Consider the following 16,524-nt stretch of genomic DNA (forward strand, 5'->3'; position numbering starts at 1 on the left):
CCCCACCCCAACCCTCCCCCGCAAGCGCGGGGGAGGGAGCGGTGGCCTCAGCCCCCGAAGCTCACCCCGAACTTGCCGACATGCGAGAACTCGCCGATCGGCTTGCGCACCCGCGGCAGCCCTTCCTTCGCCGCCACATCCGGCGGCAGGATCGTGGCCGCATCCCCCGGCACGCCGAAGGCGATGGCGGAGACGGGGTCGTTATCGGCGGGAACGCCCAGCTCCACCCGCGCCCGCTCCACGTCGAAGCCGCGCATCTGGCGGGAAGCGAGGCCCATGGAGGCCGCCTGCAGCACCATGTTCGCCGCCGCCTGGCCCAGGTCGTAATAGGCGACCGCATTCGGGTTGCCGTTGCCGGTGAAGACCTTGCGGGCCACCGTGATCACCAGCGCGCCGGCATATTTCGCCCAGACCTGGTTGAACGGCCCCAGCAGGCCGAGCAGCGTCGCGAAGGCCTCCGGATCCGCGTCGCGGCGCGCCACGACGAAGTTCCAGGGCTGCTCGTTGAAGCAGGACGCCGCCCAGCGGCCGGCTTCCAGGATGGAGGCCAGCTGCTCCGCCGTCACCGGCGCGTCGGTGTAGGCGCGCGGGCTGTGCCGCGTGGCGATCAGCGGATGGATGGGGTGCGCGGCAGGCGCGTTGCGATCGGACATGGGGAGGGTTCCTTACTGTCGTTCCATGCGGGTCCGCTCGATCACCTCGGCCCAGCGTGCGATTTCGGCATGCACCGTGGCGCGGGTCTCGGCCGGGGTTCCCGGCTCCCGCGCCGCCAGCCCCAGCTCACCGAGCCTGGCCCGCAGCGTGGCGTCGGCATGCATGCCGCGCGCGACCTCGGTGATGCGCTCCACCACGCTGGGAGGCGTTCGTGCTGGTGCACCAAGGGCATACCATGTCTCGATATCGAAGTCAGGACGACCCAGCGCCTCCGCCACCGTCGGCACCTCCGGCAGCAGGGGCGACCGGGTGCGCGACGTGATGGCCAGCGCGCGCACCTCGCCGCCCCGGATCTGGCCGAGCACGGCGGAGGCCGTCTCGCTCACCACCTGCACCTCGTTGTTGCGCAGCGCCACGATGGCGGCGGGCGTGCCGCGATAGGGGATGTGCATCAGCCGGAAATCGCCGGCCGCCTGGATGGCTTCCGCCACGAAATGCTGCGTGCTGCCGACGCCGACGGTCGCGACGTTGATCTGCTCCGGCCGCGCCTTCGCCCGCCGCACCAGGTCGGCCAGGTCCGCCGGCGCCTCCGGCCCGGTACCGGCCAGCAGCACCAGGCCGATGGAGGCGACCATGGCGATGGGTTCGATATCCGCCCGCGGGTCATAGGGCAGGCGGCGGTACAGCGCGGCGGAAACGGCGAAGCCGTTGTTCAGCAGCATCAGGGTGTGGCCGTCGGTGGACCGCGCCAGCGCCTCCGCCGCCAGGGTCCCGCCCGCGCCCGCGCGATTCTCCACCACCACCGGCTGGCCGAAGGCGGCCGCCATGGAAGGGGCGATCAGCCGCGCCACGATGTCCGTCGTCCCGCCGGCCGCGAAACCCTGCAGGAAGCGCACCGGCCGGTCCGGCCAGCGGGGCTGGGCCAGGGCAGGGGCCGCGGCCAGCGTGGCGCCCGCCGCCATCAGGGCGCGGCGGGAAAGGCGCGCGGGGTGGACCATGGCGGAACCTCCTTGCCAAGTGGCGTGCAATCGTTTGTTAAGCGTCCTCCTACGGTACGGGGCAGGCCCGTCAAGGCCGAAACATCCCGTCCGCCCCACCACGGAGCCCACCCCGATGTCAGACGCGCTTCTCCTCCGCCGCCTCCAGGTCGCCGAACTCGTGCAGAACTGGGCCGTCTGGCGCGATGCCGGGGATTGGGACCGCTTCGCCACCTGCTGGCACGATGACGGCCGCATGTTCGCCACCTGGTGCCAGGCCCCCGCCGCCCAGTTCATCGAGGCGTCCAAGGCCGGCTGGGCCAAGGGCGTCTCGATCCTGCATTTCCTCGGCGGCTGCTCGGTCGATCTGAACGGCCACCGCGCCATCGCCCAGACCAAGATGACCATCAGCCAGCGGGCGGAGGTGCATGGCGTGCTGGTCGATGTCGTCTGCACCGGCCGCTTCCACGACTTCATCGAGGAGCGGGATGGCAAATGGGGAATCGTCTTGCGCCAGCCCATCTACGAGAAGGACCGGATGGACCCGGTGGACCCGGCGGCGAAGCTCAGCCTGGACCCCGCCCTGCTGGCCCGCTTCCCGGAGGGCTACCGCCACCTCGCCTATCTCCAGACCCAGATCGGCTATGAGGTGAAGACGGACATGCCCGGGCTGAAGGGCGACCGCGTCCAGGCCCTCTATGCCGCCGGGCGCCGCTGGCTGGCGGGGGAGGCGCCGGGCTGGGAAGAATAGCCGCCGCCCTTAAACACTTCGTAAGCGCTTCCCATGTCACCCTTACGTCAACCGCTTGCCGAGGGGATGACACGAAAGCCCGGCAGAAGCGTTGCGGGCCCGCCCCGGGAGTCGGGGCGGGACGGGGCAGGAAGCCCCGGGGTTGAGAAGGAAGACGGGTATGACTGAACAGGATTTCCGGCGTGAGCGCCTGCTCGCCTCGGGCCTGTTGCGCAGCGCGGTGATGGCCCAGGCGGCGGCGGAAATGGCGCTGCACCGGCCCTCGGCGGAGGCCCGGCCTATGCCGGCCCCGGCCGCAGCTGCCGCGCCACCATCGGCAGGAAATGCGCCACGGGCGGCGTCGCCAGCCCCGTGACCTTGGCTTCCTCGTCGAAGCGGCGCAGCACCACCGCCGCTTCGTGCTGCGGGTTGGCGCGGAACGCCGCGACTTCCTCGGCGGACATGGGCCCGCCCTGCAGCGACAGGCTCAGCACGCTGTCCGGGGACAGCTTGCCGAAATAGTCGGCCTCCGTCGCGCAGAGGAAGCGCTTGGCGGCGACATGCAGCCGCACCGGCTCCGCCACCTCCGGCCCGAAATGCCGGGCCAGCCAGGCGGCGCCCAGCTCCTCATGCCGGTCATCGATGCCCTGCTCGGCGGGATTCTCGCCGAGGTCATGCACGAGGTGGCCGACATCATGCAGCAGGGCCGCCACCACCAGGGCCTCGGGACAGCCGCGCTGTTCCGCGAACATGGCGGCCTGCAGCGCGTGCTGCTTCTGCGTGATCTCATGCAGGCCGTAATTGCCGTCGGCCCGCTGCTCCAGCATCGTCTCGATCGCCGCCAGGCGGGGGTCTGCTGTCAACCGACTTTCCATGGGGCTCTCCTGCATCGGCCCTGCCGATGATGCCGCACTGCATCATGGCGCGTAAATGACCGGCTTTCTGTTTGTAAATCGCCCGTGTAGCGTCCGCCGCCATGACGGGATCGATCCTCGAGGTGCGCGGCCTGGCGCGCCGCTTCGGCGGCGTGGTGGCGCTGGCCGGGCTGGACCTGACGGTGCGGGAAGGCACCGTCACGGCGCTGATCGGCCCCAACGGCGCCGGCAAATCCACCGCCTTCCAGTGCATCTCGGGCGTCATCAGGCCCGATTCCGGCACGGTGCGCTTCAACGGCCAGGACATCACGGGCTGGCGGCCGGACCGCATCACGGGCGCGGGCCTGGTCCGCAGCTTCCAGATCGCCCGCGGCATCCCGCGCCTGACGGTGCTGGAAAATCTTCTTCTCTACGGCCAGGCCCAGCCCGGCGAATCGGTGCTGACCGCCTTCCTGGCGACCCCCGCGCAGAAGCGGCGGGAGGAGGAGCTGCGGGAGAAGGCGCGCAGCGTCGCCGCCCGCCTCAACCTGGCGCGGGTGCTGGACAATCCGGCCGCCGCGCTCTCCGGCGGCCAGAAGAAGCTGATGGAGATCGGCCGCGCCCTGATGGCCCAGCCCCGGCTGCTGCTGCTGGATGAACCCGTGGCCGGCGTGAACCCGACCCTCTCCGCCGAGATCGCGACCCATATCGCGCACCTCCGCGATGAGGGCATGACGGTGCTGATCGTCGAGCACCACATGGATTTCGTCGCCAGCCTCTGCGACCCCGTCATCGTCATGGCGGAAGGCCGCCCGCTGATGGAGGGCAGCTTCGAGCAGGTGGCCAACGACCCGCGCGTGCAGGAAGCCTATATGGGCCGAAGGGCGGTGCACGCGTGACGGCGCTGCTGGAAGCCGAGGGCGTCGTCGGCGGCTATGGCGCGGCCGATGAGATCCTGAAGGGCATCACCGTCAGCCTGGCGCCGCGCCGCATGGCCGCGATCGTCGGCCCCAACGGCGCGGGCAAATCCACCTTCCTCAAGGCCATCGCGGGGCTGGTGAAGCTCAAGGCCGGGCAGGTGCGCCTGGCCGGCGAGGTGCTGACCGGCCTGCCGCCCCGCGGCGTCGCCGCCCGCGGCATCGCCTTCGTGCCCCAGGAATCCAACGTCTTCGGCAGCCTCTCGGTGCGGGAGAACCTGGAGATGGGCGGCTACCTGGAGCCCCGCGCCACCGTCGCGCGGCGGGTCGAGGCGCTGTTCACCCGCTTCCCCATCCTGGCGGAGAAGCGCCGCCGCGCCGCGCGGACGCTGTCGGGCGGCCAGCGCCAGATCCTCGCCATGGGCATGGCGCTGATGGTGGAGCCGAAGCTGCTGCTGCTGGACGAACCCTCCGCCGGCCTCTCGCCCAAGGCGGCCGAATCGCTCTTCGACGGCATCGCCGCCATCCACCAGGAAGGCACCGCCATCCTGATGGTGGAGCAGAACGCGCTGGAGGCACTCGCCATCGCGGAGGAAGGCATCGTGCTGGTGGATGGCCGCGTCGCCCGCACGGGCGAAGCCGCGGCGCTGGCCGCCGATCCGGAAGTGCGCCGCCTGTTCCTGGGCGGCTGAACCACGCAACCAACAACAGGGGAAAGACTGGGATGACGATTTTCAGCCTCAACCGCCGCGCCGCGCTGCTCGGCACCGCCGGCGCGCTCTCCTCCTTCGCCATCGGCGGCAAGCTGGCGGCGCAAGGCGCGCCCGTCACCTTCGGCGTGCTGCCGCCGCTGACCGGCGCGGGCGGCCCCTATGGCCCCGCCATGCTGCGCGCCGTGCAGGGCGTGGTGGAGGAAGCGAACGCCGCCGGCGGCATCCGCGGCCGCCAGATCCGCGTGGTGGCGGAAGACGACCAGACCAACCCGGATGCCGCCGTCCGCGGCGCCCGCAAGCTGATCGACGTCGACCGCGCCTCCTGCATCATCGGCACCTGGGCCAGCGCCAGCACCACGGCCGTGGCCCCGCTGTGCTGGGAGAACCGCGTCAGCCTCTTCACCGTCTCCGGCGCCGACAGCATCACCCTGCTGCCGCACCAGGGCTACATCTTCCGCACCCAGCCCAACAGCCGGCTGCAGATCAGCACCGCCTGCGACTACCTGCTGGGCAAGGGTGCCCGCCGCGTCTTCCACCTGGCGGCGCAATCCCCCTTCGCGCAGTCCAGCCAGGACGTGATGGCGGAGAAGTTCCGCGCCGCCGGCGGCGCCGTCTCCGGCTACATCGTCTATGAGCGTGACAAGACCGCCTTCCGGTCGGAGGTGGACCAGATCATGCGCAGCCGCTCCGACACCGTCATGCTGAACGGCTACCTGCCGGACGTGACGATCCTGCTGCGCGAACTCTTCCGCGCGGGCTTCGAGGGCCGGCGCTTCACCTTCGCCTATGCCGCCAACGCCACCACCTTCCAGTCCCTGCCGAACGAGGTGACGAACGGCCTCATCACCTTCCAGCCAAGCCCGGACCTCGACAGCGGCGCCTTCAACCGCCTGAAGAACCGCTTCGGCAATGTCGAGGTCGATCCCTACTCCGCCCAGACCAACGACCACGCGACGCTCGCCATCCTCGCCGCCGCGCAGGCGGGGGAGGCGACGGGCACCGCCATCCGCGACAATGTCCGCCGCATCAGCCAGGGCGATGGGGAGAAGGTGGACAACGTCACCGACGGCCTCCGCCTGATCGCCGCCGGCGGCGCGGTGAACTACGAAGGCGCCTCCGGCCCCGTCTCCTTCGACGAGCGTGGCGACATCCAGGGCACCAAGTTCCGCTACGAGGTCGCGGAGAACGGGCGCTTCCGGCTGCTCGAACTGGTCTGATGGAGGATTGGCGCGACCTCGCCCAGGTCCTTCTCAACGGCGTCATGGCGGGCAGCGTGCTGATGCTGCCCGCCATCGGCTTCAACTGCATCTTCGCCGTACTGCGCTACCCCAACTTCGCGGTGGCGGGCTTCTGCACCTTCGGCGCCTTCGCGGGCTGGATCGCCAATGTGCAATTCGGCCTGCCGGTCGTGGCCGCGCTGCCCATCGCCTTCCTGGCCGCGGCGGCGGTCGGGCTGCTGTCGGAGGAGGTGGCCCTGAAGCCGCTGCGCCCGGCGGGGCCGCTGACGGTCGCCATCGCCTCCGTCGCCATCACCATATTGCTGGAGAACATCATCCGCTTCGCCTTCGGCAACAGCCTGCGCGGCTATGACCTGGCGATCCTGCGCGACTGGCGCTTCGACGGCATTCGCGTGAACCCGCAGCAGCTGCAGAACACCGGCTACGCCATCATCGCCGCCGGCAGCCTCTTCACCCTGCTCGCCTTCACGCGGCTCGGCCGCGCCATGCGCGCGGTGGCCGACAATCCCGTGCTGGCGGACATCAAGGGCGTCGATCCCAACCGCATCGCGCGCGTCGCCGTCTTCATCGGCGCGGGGCTGGCGGGGGTGGGCGGCATGCTGATCGGCATCGACACCTCGATCGACCCGCTGACCGGCTTCCGCGTCGTGCTCTCCGTCTTCGCCGCCGCCGTGGTCGGCGGCCTCGGCTCCATCCCCGGCGCGGCGCTGGGTGCGATGGTGGTCGGCGTGGGCGAGGAACTGGCCGGCGTCGTGCTGGAACCGGCCTACCGCACCGTCACCGCCTTCCTCGCCATCCTGCTGGTGCTGACCTTCCGACCGCAGGGGATTCTCGGGGGGCGCAACTGATGGAAGCCTACCTCGTCGCCATGCTGGTCTTCGCCGGCTTCTACGCGCTGATGGCGCTGGGGCTGAACGTGATCTGGGGCCTGACCGGCATGGTCAATCTGGGCCTGGTCGGCTTCTTCGGCCTCGGCGCCTATGCCTCCGCCCTGCTGACCACCAAGGCCGGGCTGCCCATGCCGCTCGGCTGGCTGTCCGGCGCCACCATCGCCGCCATCGCCGGCGGCATCATGGCGTTGATCGTGGCGCGGCTGCGGGGCGACTACCTCGCCATCGTGACCCTTGGCTTCGCGGAGGTCATCCGCCTGGTCGCCTCCAACGAGATCTGGCTGACCAACGGCACGGATGGCATCAGCGGCATCCCCGGCCCCTGGCGCGGCCTGGTCACGCCGCAGCAGTTCAACCTGATCTTCCTCGGCATCGTCTGGACCGCCGTGGCGGTGGGCTTCTACCTCCTCTCCCGCGCCTCCCATTCCCCCTTCGGCCGCGTGCTGCGCGCGATCCGGGAGGATGAGGATGTCGCCGCCGTCGCCGGCAAGCCGGTGCTGTGGTTCAAGGTCCGCGCCTTCGTCACCGGCGCCGCGGTGCTGGGCGCGGCCGGCGCGCTCTACGCCCACTACAACGCCTTCATCGCGCCGGAGAGCTTCGCGCCGCTGCTGACCATCTACATCGTCCTGGCACTCACCGCCGGTGGCGTCGGCTCCATGCGCGGCGCCATCATCGGCGCGATCTTCCTGATCGCCCTGATCGAGGGCACGCGCTTCATCGCGGCCGAGATCCCGGGTGTCACGCCCGTGCAGAAGGCCGCCCTTCGCGAAGGCGCCATCGCGCTGACGCTCATCCTGCTGCTGCGCTTCCGGCCGCAGGGACTGATCCCCGAAAGAACGAGAACCAAGGCATGACCACCGCCACCGAAGCCCTCGCCTCCGTCGTCGCCGCCACCGCGGCGCCTGGCCAGCCCCAGGCGCTCTTCGCCGCGCTGGACCAGGCGATGGGCGCCACCATCGGCCACAAGCTCTTCACCATCCTGGTCATCCATCCCGGCGCGAAGGAAAGCCAGCGCTACTATTCCAACATGCCGGACGCCTACCCGATCGGCGGCCGCAAGCCGATCAACCCGACGCATTGGTTCAACACGGTGCTGGGGGAGGGCGTGCCCTATATCGGCTACAACTACGCCGATATCAGCGACGTCTTCTTCGACCACGAACTCATCCGCAGCCTGGGCTGCGAGAGCGTGCTGAACGTCCCCGTCCGCTGGAACGGCACCAGCATCGGCACCATCAACCTGCTGCATGAACGCGGCTGGTATGGCCGCGGCCATGTCGCGCTGGCCCAGCACTTCGCCGCCCTGGCCGTGCCGGGCCTGCTGAAGGTGATCGCGGAGGGCTGAGACGCTCGGCGGGGGGGGGGGGGCACACGCTCCCCCCGCTCCATCGGCCCGCGAACAAAGTTAATTTTCGGTAGGGCACCGCCCACCGCATTGTTGCATCCGCCCCATCCATGATCCGCTTCGCGCGCCCCGCGGAGTGCCTCACGGATGTCCTTCACGCTGATTTCGGGATCGCCCGATGACGATAACATCATCGGCAGCCCCGATGGCGACCTGATCCAGGGCGGGGACGGCAACGACCTGCTCAGCGGCTATGGCGGCAATGATTCGATCGAGGGTGGTGACGGCCGCGACGACATCGCCGGCGACCACCGCATCGGCATCATCTCTGGCGATGCGGGCGACGACACGCTGGATGGCGGCGATGGCGACGACGTGTTGCGCGGCGAATGGGGCAGCGACAGCCTGATCGGTGGCCTGGGCGATGACATCCTGGAGGCCCGGCACGAACCCGGCGGCCAGGGCAGCGCGGGCCGGGACACGCTGATGGGCGGGGAGGGGGATGACCAGATCCTGCTGCAATCGGTCTCCTCGACCCTTGGGGGCTGGAACCCGATCACGCAGGCCGAGGCCGATGGCGGCGCGGGGTTCGACCTCGTCCACATCCTGTTCCCCGGCGTGCTGGACAACCTCTGGATCGACCTGCGGCAGGCCTGGCAGGGCGGTACCGGCATCATCCGGCAGCGCGGCGTCACCAGCACCTTCGACAATTTCGAAGGCATCCTGAGCATCCAGGCCGGCCAGGGCGCTGACACCATCCTGACGGGCGACACCGCCGGCACGCACATCTTCGGGCAGGAGGGGAACGACCTCATCAAGGGCGGCCGTGACACCACCGCCGGCACGGGCTGGAACGACAGCATGAATGGCGGCGCCGGCAGCGACACGCTGCTGGCCTATGAGGGCGCCGACACCCTGACAGAAGCCGGGGAGACGATTGCCGGCAGCCATGACCTGTTGCGCGGGGGCCAGGGGAATGACGTCTTCGTCCTCGGCTCCACCAGGAACACCAGCGCCAGCACCGTGACGGCGCGTGGCGAGACCGGCGACGACACCTTCGTCGTGAACAATCTCGTCGGTCTTCTTGATGCAGGTGCGGGATTCGACAGTCTCGACCTCGATCTGCGCCGCATGGAGGGCGGCGTGGTGCTGAACCTGCGCTCCATCGCGACCACCGGTGGCGGCACCTACAGCGCCGGCGGCATCGGCGGCGTGATCCGCGGGTTCGAGGACTTCACCATCCGCACCAGCGACGGCAATGACCGCGTGCTGCTGGGCGATATCGGCCTCGCGGTCAACACGCGGAGGGGTTCCGATACCGTCATCGGCGGTGCGGGCGCCGACACCGTGTTCGGCAGTGGCGGCACGCTGGCGCAGACGCTGTCCGGCCGCGGTGGCGATGACTCGATCCAGGCAGGCCTGGCCGGGGATGTGCTCTCCGGCGACACTGGCCAGGATACCCTGCTCGGCCATGAGGGCTCCGACACGCTGCGCGGTGGCGACGATGCCGATGAACTGCGCGGCGAACTCGGCGCGGACCGGCTGGATGGTGGCGAAGGCGCGGATACGCTGCTGGGCGGCGATGGCGCGGACCGCTTGATCGGCGGGGCGGGAGACGACCTCCTCATCGTCGATGCCGATGTCGGCGGCTATTACGAAGGCGCGCCGACCCTGACAGGCGGCGTCGATACCGCGATGGGCGGGGAGGGTGCCGACACCATCGAAGTGCACGGCTTCGCCGCGCGCGTCGATGGTGGCGACGGCAACGACCTGCTGGTGCTCGACATGGGCGAGGCGGCCGTCCGGGCCGATCTCCGTCAGCCCAGCGGCGCCTTCCAGGTGGACGGCATCGGTGGCCGCATCCTGGGGATCGAGAGCGTGGACGCGACGCTGTCATCACAGGATGACCGTATCCTGCTCGGTGCCCAGGCCGCGACGATCCAGGGGCAGGAGGGGGCGGACACCCTCATCGCCGGCACTGGCAGCGCGGTGTTCTCGGGCGGTGACGATGACGATTCCCTCATCGGCGGCACCGCGAACGACACGATCGAGGGTGACGGCGGGAACGACACCCTGCGCGGCCATGGCGGCAGCAACAGCCTGGTGGGCGGCGACGGCGCCGACCTGCTCATCGGTGGCGACGGCTTCGACACGCTGGTGGGTGGCGCCGGCGACACGCTGGATGGTGGGGATGGCGCCAACAGCTACGTCATCGACTTCGCCTGGGACCCGCTGGCGCCCTCGGCCGCCACCATCCTGCTGGACGCGACCGGCAGCTTTGGCGACGGCCTCGATCTCTCGGGCATCGATGCCAATCCCCTGACCGCGGAGGACGACAACTTCAGGGAGGTCGATGCCCTGACCGGAACGCCGGGCGAAGCCGTTGCCCCGCGCGACTCCCTGACCTGGAGCCTGGACCTGGATGGCGACGCCGTGGCCGACCTGATCCTGCAGTTCAGGGAAGCACCCCTGTTCCTTGTCATCTGGTAGCGGCTCACACCCCCGCCATCGGCATCCAACCGGGCAGGGCTACCCCAGCCGGGCGGCGGCTTCTTCCGCTTCCGCCCGGCGCTTCGGCGCCATCCGCGCATTCACCGCCTGTACCCGCGCCAGCACCGCGGCGGGCGCGGTCGCCGCACTCCCGGCCTGGAAGGGCGGCGCCGGCGCGTATTCCAGGCCGAGCTGCACGGCCTGCGCCGCTTCCTCCCCCGCGATCTCCGCCAGCACGGTCAGCGCGAAGTCGATCCCCGCCGTCACGCCGCCCCCGGTGATGAGGTTGCCGTCCCGCACCACGCGCTCCGCGACGGGGATCGCGCCGAACAGCGGCAGCAGATCATGCCAGGCCCAATGGGTGGTGGCGCGCTTCCCCTTCAGCAGCCCCGCCGCCCCCAGCACGAAGGCGCCCGTGCAGACGGAGGTGACGTAGCGCGCCCCCGCCGCCAGCCGCCGCACCTCGGCCAGGAAATCCTGGTCCTGCGCCACCACCGTCGCGCCGCCGCCGCCCGGGATGCAGATCAGGTCGCAGCGATCGACCGAGGCGATGGGCAGCGTGTCCCCGAAGACGAGGCCATCCGCCGGCACCGCGCCGCCGGCCGGGCTCGCCACCAGCACCTCGCCGCCCGGCAGGCGGCTCAGGAACTGGTGCGGCCCGGTGAAGTCCAGCTGCGTCATCCCGGGATAGATGACGAAGAGGATCCTGAACCGCTCGCTCATGCCGTGGTTTCCCTCACCTCATCCAGCGCCAACAGGCAGAAACTCGCCAGCCAGTGCCCGCCCATGTAGTGGTCGTCGAGATGCGGCATGGACGCGGCCAGGTGCGCTTGCGCCGTCTCCTCCATCACCGCGCGGCGCATATCCGCGCCGCGCAGCGTCCCCGCCAGGATGCGCCAGCACCAGGCGCGGGACAGGTTCAGCCCGTCCAGATGCGCGATCCGCCCATCCGTGCGGTCGCTGACGCGGGCTGGCGTGAACAGCGCGGCCGGCTTCCGCGCGCCGATCCAGGGCAGGAAGCGGTCGAACCAGGGCGCGAAGCGGTCCGGCGGCAGCAGCCGCGCCAGGCAAGCCGCCTCCATCAGCGTGGGCGAGAGGAAATCCTCGCCGGAAGGCTCCCAGGCCTGCGCATCCCGGTCCTCCCCATGCCAGCGCCAGGCCGTCTCCCGCATCAGCGCCAGCAGCGCCGGGTCCTGCGCCTCCGCCCAATCGGCGGCCAGCATCAGCGCGAAGGCGGTGTTGGTGTGCATGCCGGCGCGGGAGGGATAGTCCGCCATCGGCAGGTGCGACCGGAACCGCGCCGCGAAGATGTCCGCCAGCGGCGCCAGCCTGGCGCCCCAGACGGGGTTCGGCAGCGCATCCAGCTCCGCCTGCAGCTTCAGCAGCCAGGCCCAGCCATAGGGCCGCTCGAAGCCCCGCGAGGAGGGCCGGGCGAGGTAGGCGCATTCCGCCGCCACCCCCGCCTCCGTGAAGGCCGCGTCGAAGCGCGCCGCGATCGCCCCCGCGCTCGGCAGCCGAGGAAAGCGCCGCAGCAGCCGCGCCAGCATCCAATGCGCATGCACGCAGGAATGCCAGTCGAAGCTGCCATGGAACACCGGATGCAGGACGGAAGGCGCGACCAGGTCCGCCGGCCCCGTCAGCACATGGTCCAGCTTCTGCGGCCATTCCTGGCCCACATGGCCCAGCGCGATCCGCGCCAGGCGCTCCGCCAGCGCCTCGTCCAGCCGCTCAGCCACGGCGCGGCCCACGCCCCTCCGGATAGGGCCAGCGCGGGTCGTTGAATTCCTGGAACTCCAGCAGATAGCCCTCGGGGTCGCGGAAGAAGCAGGAATAGACGGTCTTGCCGCCGGAGACATGCGGCGGCCCGTCGAACTCGATGCCCCGCGCCTTGTAGTGTTCGTAGGCGCGCTCGACATCCTCGACCAGGAAGGTGAACACCATCCCCTTGGTGCCGAGCGGCCGGCCGGGCTTGTTGCAGACGCCGAGGAACCCCGTCGGGCTCACCTGGAACACCCGGCAGATTCCCTGGTCCAGCACCTGCTTCAGCCCGATCACGTCGCGGTAGAAGGCGGCCAGCCGGTCCAGGTTCTCCGTGTAGAGCCAGACCACATTCTGCTCGATAAAAATTCCTGCCCCGTCAGCGGCGTCGGATGCCATCATCATCTCCTGTGGGCCTCGCCCGTGGAACGCAAGCGGCGTGGCCATGCGTGGGAAGCATGCACGATCCCGCGCGCAGCCGGAACCGCCCCAACTCCCCCGTTGGAACAGCCCCCCGCAATGCCCTTATCCTGCCACAAGACGGGCCCGTGCCCGCAGGCCACAAGGCGGGCCCTTGCCCGCGCAGGAGACGCAGTCGCATGACCATCCAGCTCGGCCAGGTCGCCCCGGATTTCGAGGCTGAGACCACCCAGGGCACGATCCGCTTCCATGAATGGCTCGGCTCCTCCTGGGGCGTGCTGTTCAGCCACCCGAAGGACTTCACCCCGGTCTGCACCACCGAACTCGGGGAGACGGCGCGCCTGAAGCCGGAATTCGATGCCCGCGGCGTGAAGGTCATCGGCCTGTCCGTCGATACGCTCGACCGCCATGCGGGCTGGGACGCCGATATCGCGGATACGCAGGGCACCGCGGTCAACTTCCCCATGATCGCGGATCCCGAGAAGAAGGTCGCCGCGCTCTACGGCATGGTGCATCCGGAAGCCGATCCCGCCATCACCGTCCGCACCGTCTTCGTCATCGATCCGAACAAGAAGGTGCGGCTGTTCATGGTCTATCCGCCCAGCACGGGCCGGAACTTCGACGAGATCATCCGCGTGATCGACAGCCTGCAGCTGACCGACCGCGCCAAGGTGGCGACGCCGGTGAACTGGCGGCCGGGCGGCAAGGCCATCATCCCGCCCGCCATCAGCGACGAACAGGCCAAGGGCCTTTTCCCGCAGGGCTGGAAGACGGACCGCCCCTATCTGCGTTGGGTGGATGTGAAGTAGGGAAGGGGACCGGTCATGGACGGGGGCGCAGCGCAAACCGGCGTGGCTGACGGCTTCTGGGGCGCGGTCGGCCGCACGCCCCTGATCCGCCTGAAGCGCGCCTCCGCCGCCACGGGGTGCGAGATCCTCGGCAAGGCGGAATTCATGAACCCGGGCGGCAGCGTGAAGGACCGCGCGGCGCTCGGCATCCTGCAGGATGCCGTGGCGCGCGGCCAGCTGGTGCCCGGCCAGCCCGGCACGATCGTGGAAGGCACGGCCGGCAATACCGGCATCGGCATCGCACTCGCCGCCAATGCCATGGGCTGGCGCAGCGTGATCGTGGTGCCGGAGACGCAGTCGAGGGAGAAGCTCGACTACCTCCGCATGATCGGCGCCGACCTCCGCCTGGTCGCCCCCAAGCCCTTCAGCGATCCCGGCAACTACGTCCATGTCTCGAAGCGCCTGGCGGAGGAGATGGGTGCGGTCTGGGCCAACCAGTTCGACAACCAGGCGAACGCGGCGGCGCATGAGGCGACCACGGGGCCGGAGATCTGGGACCAGACCGGCGGCCGCATCGATGCCTTCACCTGCGCCTGCGGCACCGGCGGCACGCTGGCCGGCGTGGCCCGCGCGCTGAAGGCGCGCAACGCGAAGCTCCGCATCACCCTGGCCGATCCGGATGGCAGCGCGCTCGCCTCCTGGGTCCGCACCGGCACCTTCAAGGCGGAAGGCAATTCGATCACGGAAGGCATCGGCCAGGCCGCCCGCGCCCCCGGCAACCTCGCCGCCGCGCGGGACTTCATCGATGACGCCGTGAATGTCAGCGATGCGGAGGCGCTGGCGGAGGTCTTCGACCTGCAGATGCATGAAGGCATTTCCGTCGGCGGCAGCGCCGGCCTCAACGTCGCCGCCGCCATCAAGGTGGCCCGCGACCTCGGCCCGGGCCACACGGTGGTGACCATCCTTTGCGACGGCGCCGCGCGCTACCAGTCGAAGCTCTTCAACCCGGACTTCCTGCGCGAACGCGGCCTGCCCGTGCCGTCCTGGCTGGAGTAGCGCGGCCATGGCGCTCGAAATCGTCGAACTCGCCCGCACCATCCGCGAACGCGATCCCGCGCGGCCGGGATGGCTGGAGGCGATGCTCTGCTATGCCGGCCTGCACGCCGTGCTGTGGCACCGCCTGTCCCATGCGCTGTGGCGGATGGGGCTGCGCGGCGTCGCGCGGCTCTCCTCCCACATCGCTCGCTTCCTGACGGGCATCGAGATCCATCCCGGCGCCACCATCGGCCGCCGCCTCTTCATCGACCACGGCATGGGCGTGGTGATCGGGGAGACGGCGGAGGTCGGCGACGACGTGCTGATCTACCACTCCGTGACGCTCGGCGGCCTGTCCGGCCAGCCCGGCAAGCGGCACCCGACGATCGGGGACAAGGTGACGATCGGCGCCGGCGCGCAGGTGCTGGGCCCGATCCGCATCGGCCGCGGCGCCCGCGTCGGCGCCAATGCCGTGGTCGTGGCGGATGTGACGCCGGGCTGCACCGTCGTCGGCATCCCCGCCCGCCCGCCCCGCGGCCAGCCCTGCCAGGACCCCTCCATCGGCTACGGCCTCGGCACGGCGGATGAGGACCCCGTGGGCGAACAGCTCGCGGCCATGCGGGCGGAAATCGCGCTGCTGCGCGCGGAACTCGGCGCGTTGAGGAACGCGCAGCGGGAGGGGGTGTAGTGGCTCAAAGGGGGAGCTCTGCTCCCCCTTTACCCCCTCGCCAGGGTCCAAGGGGACCCTGGACCGCCAGCCATTGAGAAGTAACATGACCAGCACCGAGACCATGATGCCGATGGGAGCCGCATGATCGATCAGCGCCGGCCAGCCGACCCAGGTCGCGATTGGCTCGCGCAGGTGCGGCGCGCAAGGAACATCACGCAATGTGGGTACTGGGTGCTGAATGCCAGTGCCAACTACCGCTGGCGAGGCATCGATTGGGTGAATGACCCCCAACATGAGCAGGTCATGGACCCGGTGTCCGGCGTGACTCCTGACGTCGGGAGTCTCTACGGCGCCGGCAGGGGCTTCGGCTATTTCAAGGGCCGCCCGCCGCCACGCTTTCGCGTGGCGTATACCGAGGCCTCCAAGCTCGGCCAAGCGACCTACTTCGCTGGCCCAAGCTGGATCATCTGCTCGCGGTCGCTGGCGGAGTTCCTGCGCGAATGGCAGCCCGATGGGATCGACATCTTGCCGATCGAGGTCGAGTTGAAGGGCGGTCACATCGTGCCGGCGGGTGAATACGCCTTCGTCGATGCCACCCTGCGGGCACCCGCCATCGACGCGGAGGCCATGAACCTCACAGTCGTCACAATCGCCGGCCTGCCGGGCTCCCGACGGTATCAACCCGACATCCGGCGTCCGTACATCCTGCGCAAGGATATCCCCGCGACGGCGCGCATATTCAGGGATCACGTCGAGCGTTACTCGATCTTCGTGTCTGATGTCGTGTTCAAGGCCTACCGGAAGCAGCGACTGTCGCGACGATTGCGTTGGCGAGACCCCTCCACGACGACGTTCTGAGGCTGACCATCACGCGACGTCCCCTGTCGCTGTTGCCGATTGCTGGCGACGAGGCGGTGACCCACATTCCCGAGGCTTGGCCGATCATCGAGCGTTTCGCTGCGTCGCTCCATGCGATCGTCCACGCGGCCCGCATCCGATGCGAGCGGACACCGCCGCCCTGCACACGTCACGCAAGCGCGCGCGA

Annotated in this window: 18 protein-coding genes; 12 read left to right on the forward strand and 6 right to left on the reverse strand. The window is 70.0% G+C overall.

The genetic code is table 11. The annotated features are described in order from the left end of the window. Nucleotides 1–47 precede the first annotated feature (47 nt). Together JJI54_RS26055 and JJI54_RS26060 are read right to left on the reverse strand one after the other, a co-directional pair. Nucleotides 48–653: a nitroreductase family protein gene (locus tag JJI54_RS26055; RefSeq protein ID WP_203076331.1), complete on the reverse strand. Its 606-nt coding sequence runs from the start codon at nt 651–653 to the stop codon at nt 48–50. Nucleotides 654–665: 12 nt separating this feature from the next. Further along, nucleotides 666–1,652, reverse strand: coding sequence for a tripartite tricarboxylate transporter substrate-binding protein (locus JJI54_RS26060; protein WP_203076332.1), 987 nt, complete (start codon nt 1,650–1,652; stop codon nt 666–668). 115 nt (nt 1,653–1,767) lie between these two features. Here JJI54_RS26060 and JJI54_RS26065 point away from each other — a divergent pair, with 115 nt between their 5' ends. Further along, nucleotides 1,768–2,382, forward strand: coding sequence for a nuclear transport factor 2 family protein (locus tag JJI54_RS26065; RefSeq protein ID WP_203076333.1), 615 nt, complete (start codon nt 1,768–1,770; stop codon nt 2,380–2,382). Between the two features lie 278 nt (nt 2,383–2,660). On the opposite strand, the gene JJI54_RS26070 is transcribed toward JJI54_RS26065, so the two are convergent. Then, nucleotides 2,661–3,236, reverse strand: a complete 576-nt coding sequence (locus JJI54_RS26070) for a phosphonate degradation HD-domain oxygenase (protein WP_203076334.1) — start codon at nt 3,234–3,236, stop codon at nt 2,661–2,663. Between the two features lie 101 nt (nt 3,237–3,337). Here JJI54_RS26070 and JJI54_RS26075 point away from each other — a divergent pair, with 101 nt between their 5' ends. The 7 genes from JJI54_RS26075 (at nt 3,338) to JJI54_RS26105 (ending at nt 10,808) form a co-directional block, all read left to right on the forward strand. Further along, nucleotides 3,338–4,114: an ABC transporter ATP-binding protein gene (locus JJI54_RS26075; RefSeq protein ID WP_203076335.1), complete on the forward strand. Its 777-nt coding sequence runs from the start codon at nt 3,338–3,340 to the stop codon at nt 4,112–4,114. Continuing rightward, nucleotides 4,111–4,824 (forward strand): ABC transporter ATP-binding protein, encoded by a 714-nt coding sequence (locus JJI54_RS26080; protein WP_203076336.1) that lies wholly within the window; start codon nt 4,111–4,113, stop codon nt 4,822–4,824. The genes JJI54_RS26075 and JJI54_RS26080 overlap by 4 nt, the downstream gene beginning before the upstream one ends. Nucleotides 4,825–4,856: 32 nt before the next feature. Continuing rightward, entirely contained in the window at nt 4,857–6,062 is a 1,206-nt protein-coding gene (locus JJI54_RS26085; RefSeq protein WP_203076337.1) for an ABC transporter substrate-binding protein, read from the forward strand. Then, entirely contained in the window at nt 6,062–6,931 is an 870-nt protein-coding gene (locus tag JJI54_RS26090; protein ID WP_203076338.1) for a branched-chain amino acid ABC transporter permease, read from the forward strand. Before JJI54_RS26085 ends, JJI54_RS26090 begins: the two co-directional genes overlap by 1 nt. Beyond that, nucleotides 6,931–7,827, forward strand: coding sequence for a branched-chain amino acid ABC transporter permease (locus tag JJI54_RS26095; RefSeq protein ID WP_203076339.1), 897 nt, complete (start codon nt 6,931–6,933; stop codon nt 7,825–7,827). Before JJI54_RS26090 ends, JJI54_RS26095 begins: the two co-directional genes overlap by 1 nt. Further along, nucleotides 7,824–8,318, forward strand: coding sequence for a GAF domain-containing protein (locus JJI54_RS26100; RefSeq protein ID WP_203076340.1), 495 nt, complete (start codon nt 7,824–7,826; stop codon nt 8,316–8,318). Before JJI54_RS26095 ends, JJI54_RS26100 begins: the two co-directional genes overlap by 4 nt. 147 nt (nt 8,319–8,465) lie before the next feature. Next, complete coding sequence (locus JJI54_RS26105; RefSeq protein WP_203076341.1) at nt 8,466–10,808, forward strand: calcium-binding protein; 2,343 nt, start codon at nt 8,466–8,468, stop codon at nt 10,806–10,808. Nucleotides 10,809–10,847: 39 nt separating this feature from the next. On the opposite strand, the gene JJI54_RS26110 is transcribed toward JJI54_RS26105, so the two are convergent. From JJI54_RS26110 to JJI54_RS32455, 3 genes are read right to left on the reverse strand one after another with little or no spacing between them, the layout of a single operon-like run. After that, nucleotides 10,848–11,531, reverse strand: coding sequence for a DJ-1/PfpI family protein (locus JJI54_RS26110; RefSeq protein WP_203076342.1), 684 nt, complete (start codon nt 11,529–11,531; stop codon nt 10,848–10,850). Continuing rightward, a complete protein-coding gene (locus tag JJI54_RS26115; RefSeq protein WP_318987586.1) occupies nt 11,528–12,544 on the reverse strand; it encodes a DUF2891 domain-containing protein in 1,017 nt (338 codons plus the stop codon). The genes JJI54_RS26110 and JJI54_RS26115 overlap by 4 nt, the downstream gene beginning before the upstream one ends. Continuing rightward, nucleotides 12,537–12,965: a VOC family protein gene (locus JJI54_RS32455; protein ID WP_226382119.1), complete on the reverse strand. Its 429-nt coding sequence runs from the start codon at nt 12,963–12,965 to the stop codon at nt 12,537–12,539. Before JJI54_RS32455 ends, JJI54_RS26115 begins: the two co-directional genes overlap by 8 nt. Nucleotides 12,966–13,165: 200 nt before the next feature. Between JJI54_RS32455 and JJI54_RS26120 the strand changes: the two genes are divergently transcribed. The 4 genes from JJI54_RS26120 (at nt 13,166) to JJI54_RS26135 (ending at nt 16,337) form a co-directional block, all read left to right on the forward strand. After that, a complete protein-coding gene (locus JJI54_RS26120; RefSeq protein ID WP_203076344.1) occupies nt 13,166–13,795 on the forward strand; it encodes a peroxiredoxin in 630 nt (209 codons plus the stop codon). A gap of 15 nt (nt 13,796–13,810) precedes the next feature. Then, nucleotides 13,811–14,830 carry a cysteine synthase A gene (locus tag JJI54_RS26125; RefSeq protein ID WP_203076345.1) on the forward strand — a complete coding sequence of 340 codons (1,020 nt, stop codon included), beginning with the start codon at nt 13,811–13,813 and terminating at the stop codon, nt 14,828–14,830. 7 nt (nt 14,831–14,837) lie between these two features. Next, nucleotides 14,838–15,497, forward strand: a complete 660-nt coding sequence (gene cysE, locus JJI54_RS26130) for a serine O-acetyltransferase (RefSeq protein ID WP_203076346.1) — start codon at nt 14,838–14,840, stop codon at nt 15,495–15,497. Nucleotides 15,498–15,620: 123 nt separating this feature from the next. Next, on the forward strand, nt 15,621–16,337 hold the full coding sequence (locus tag JJI54_RS26135) for an imm11 family protein (protein ID WP_203076347.1): 717 nt from the start codon (nt 15,621–15,623) through the stop codon (nt 16,335–16,337). The last annotated feature ends 187 nt before the right edge of the window (nt 16,338–16,524 follow it).

Origin of the sequence: Falsiroseomonas ponticola (genome assembly GCF_016805305.1) — a bacterium.
GTDB lineage: Bacteria > Pseudomonadota > Alphaproteobacteria > Acetobacterales > Acetobacteraceae > Falsiroseomonas > Falsiroseomonas ponticola.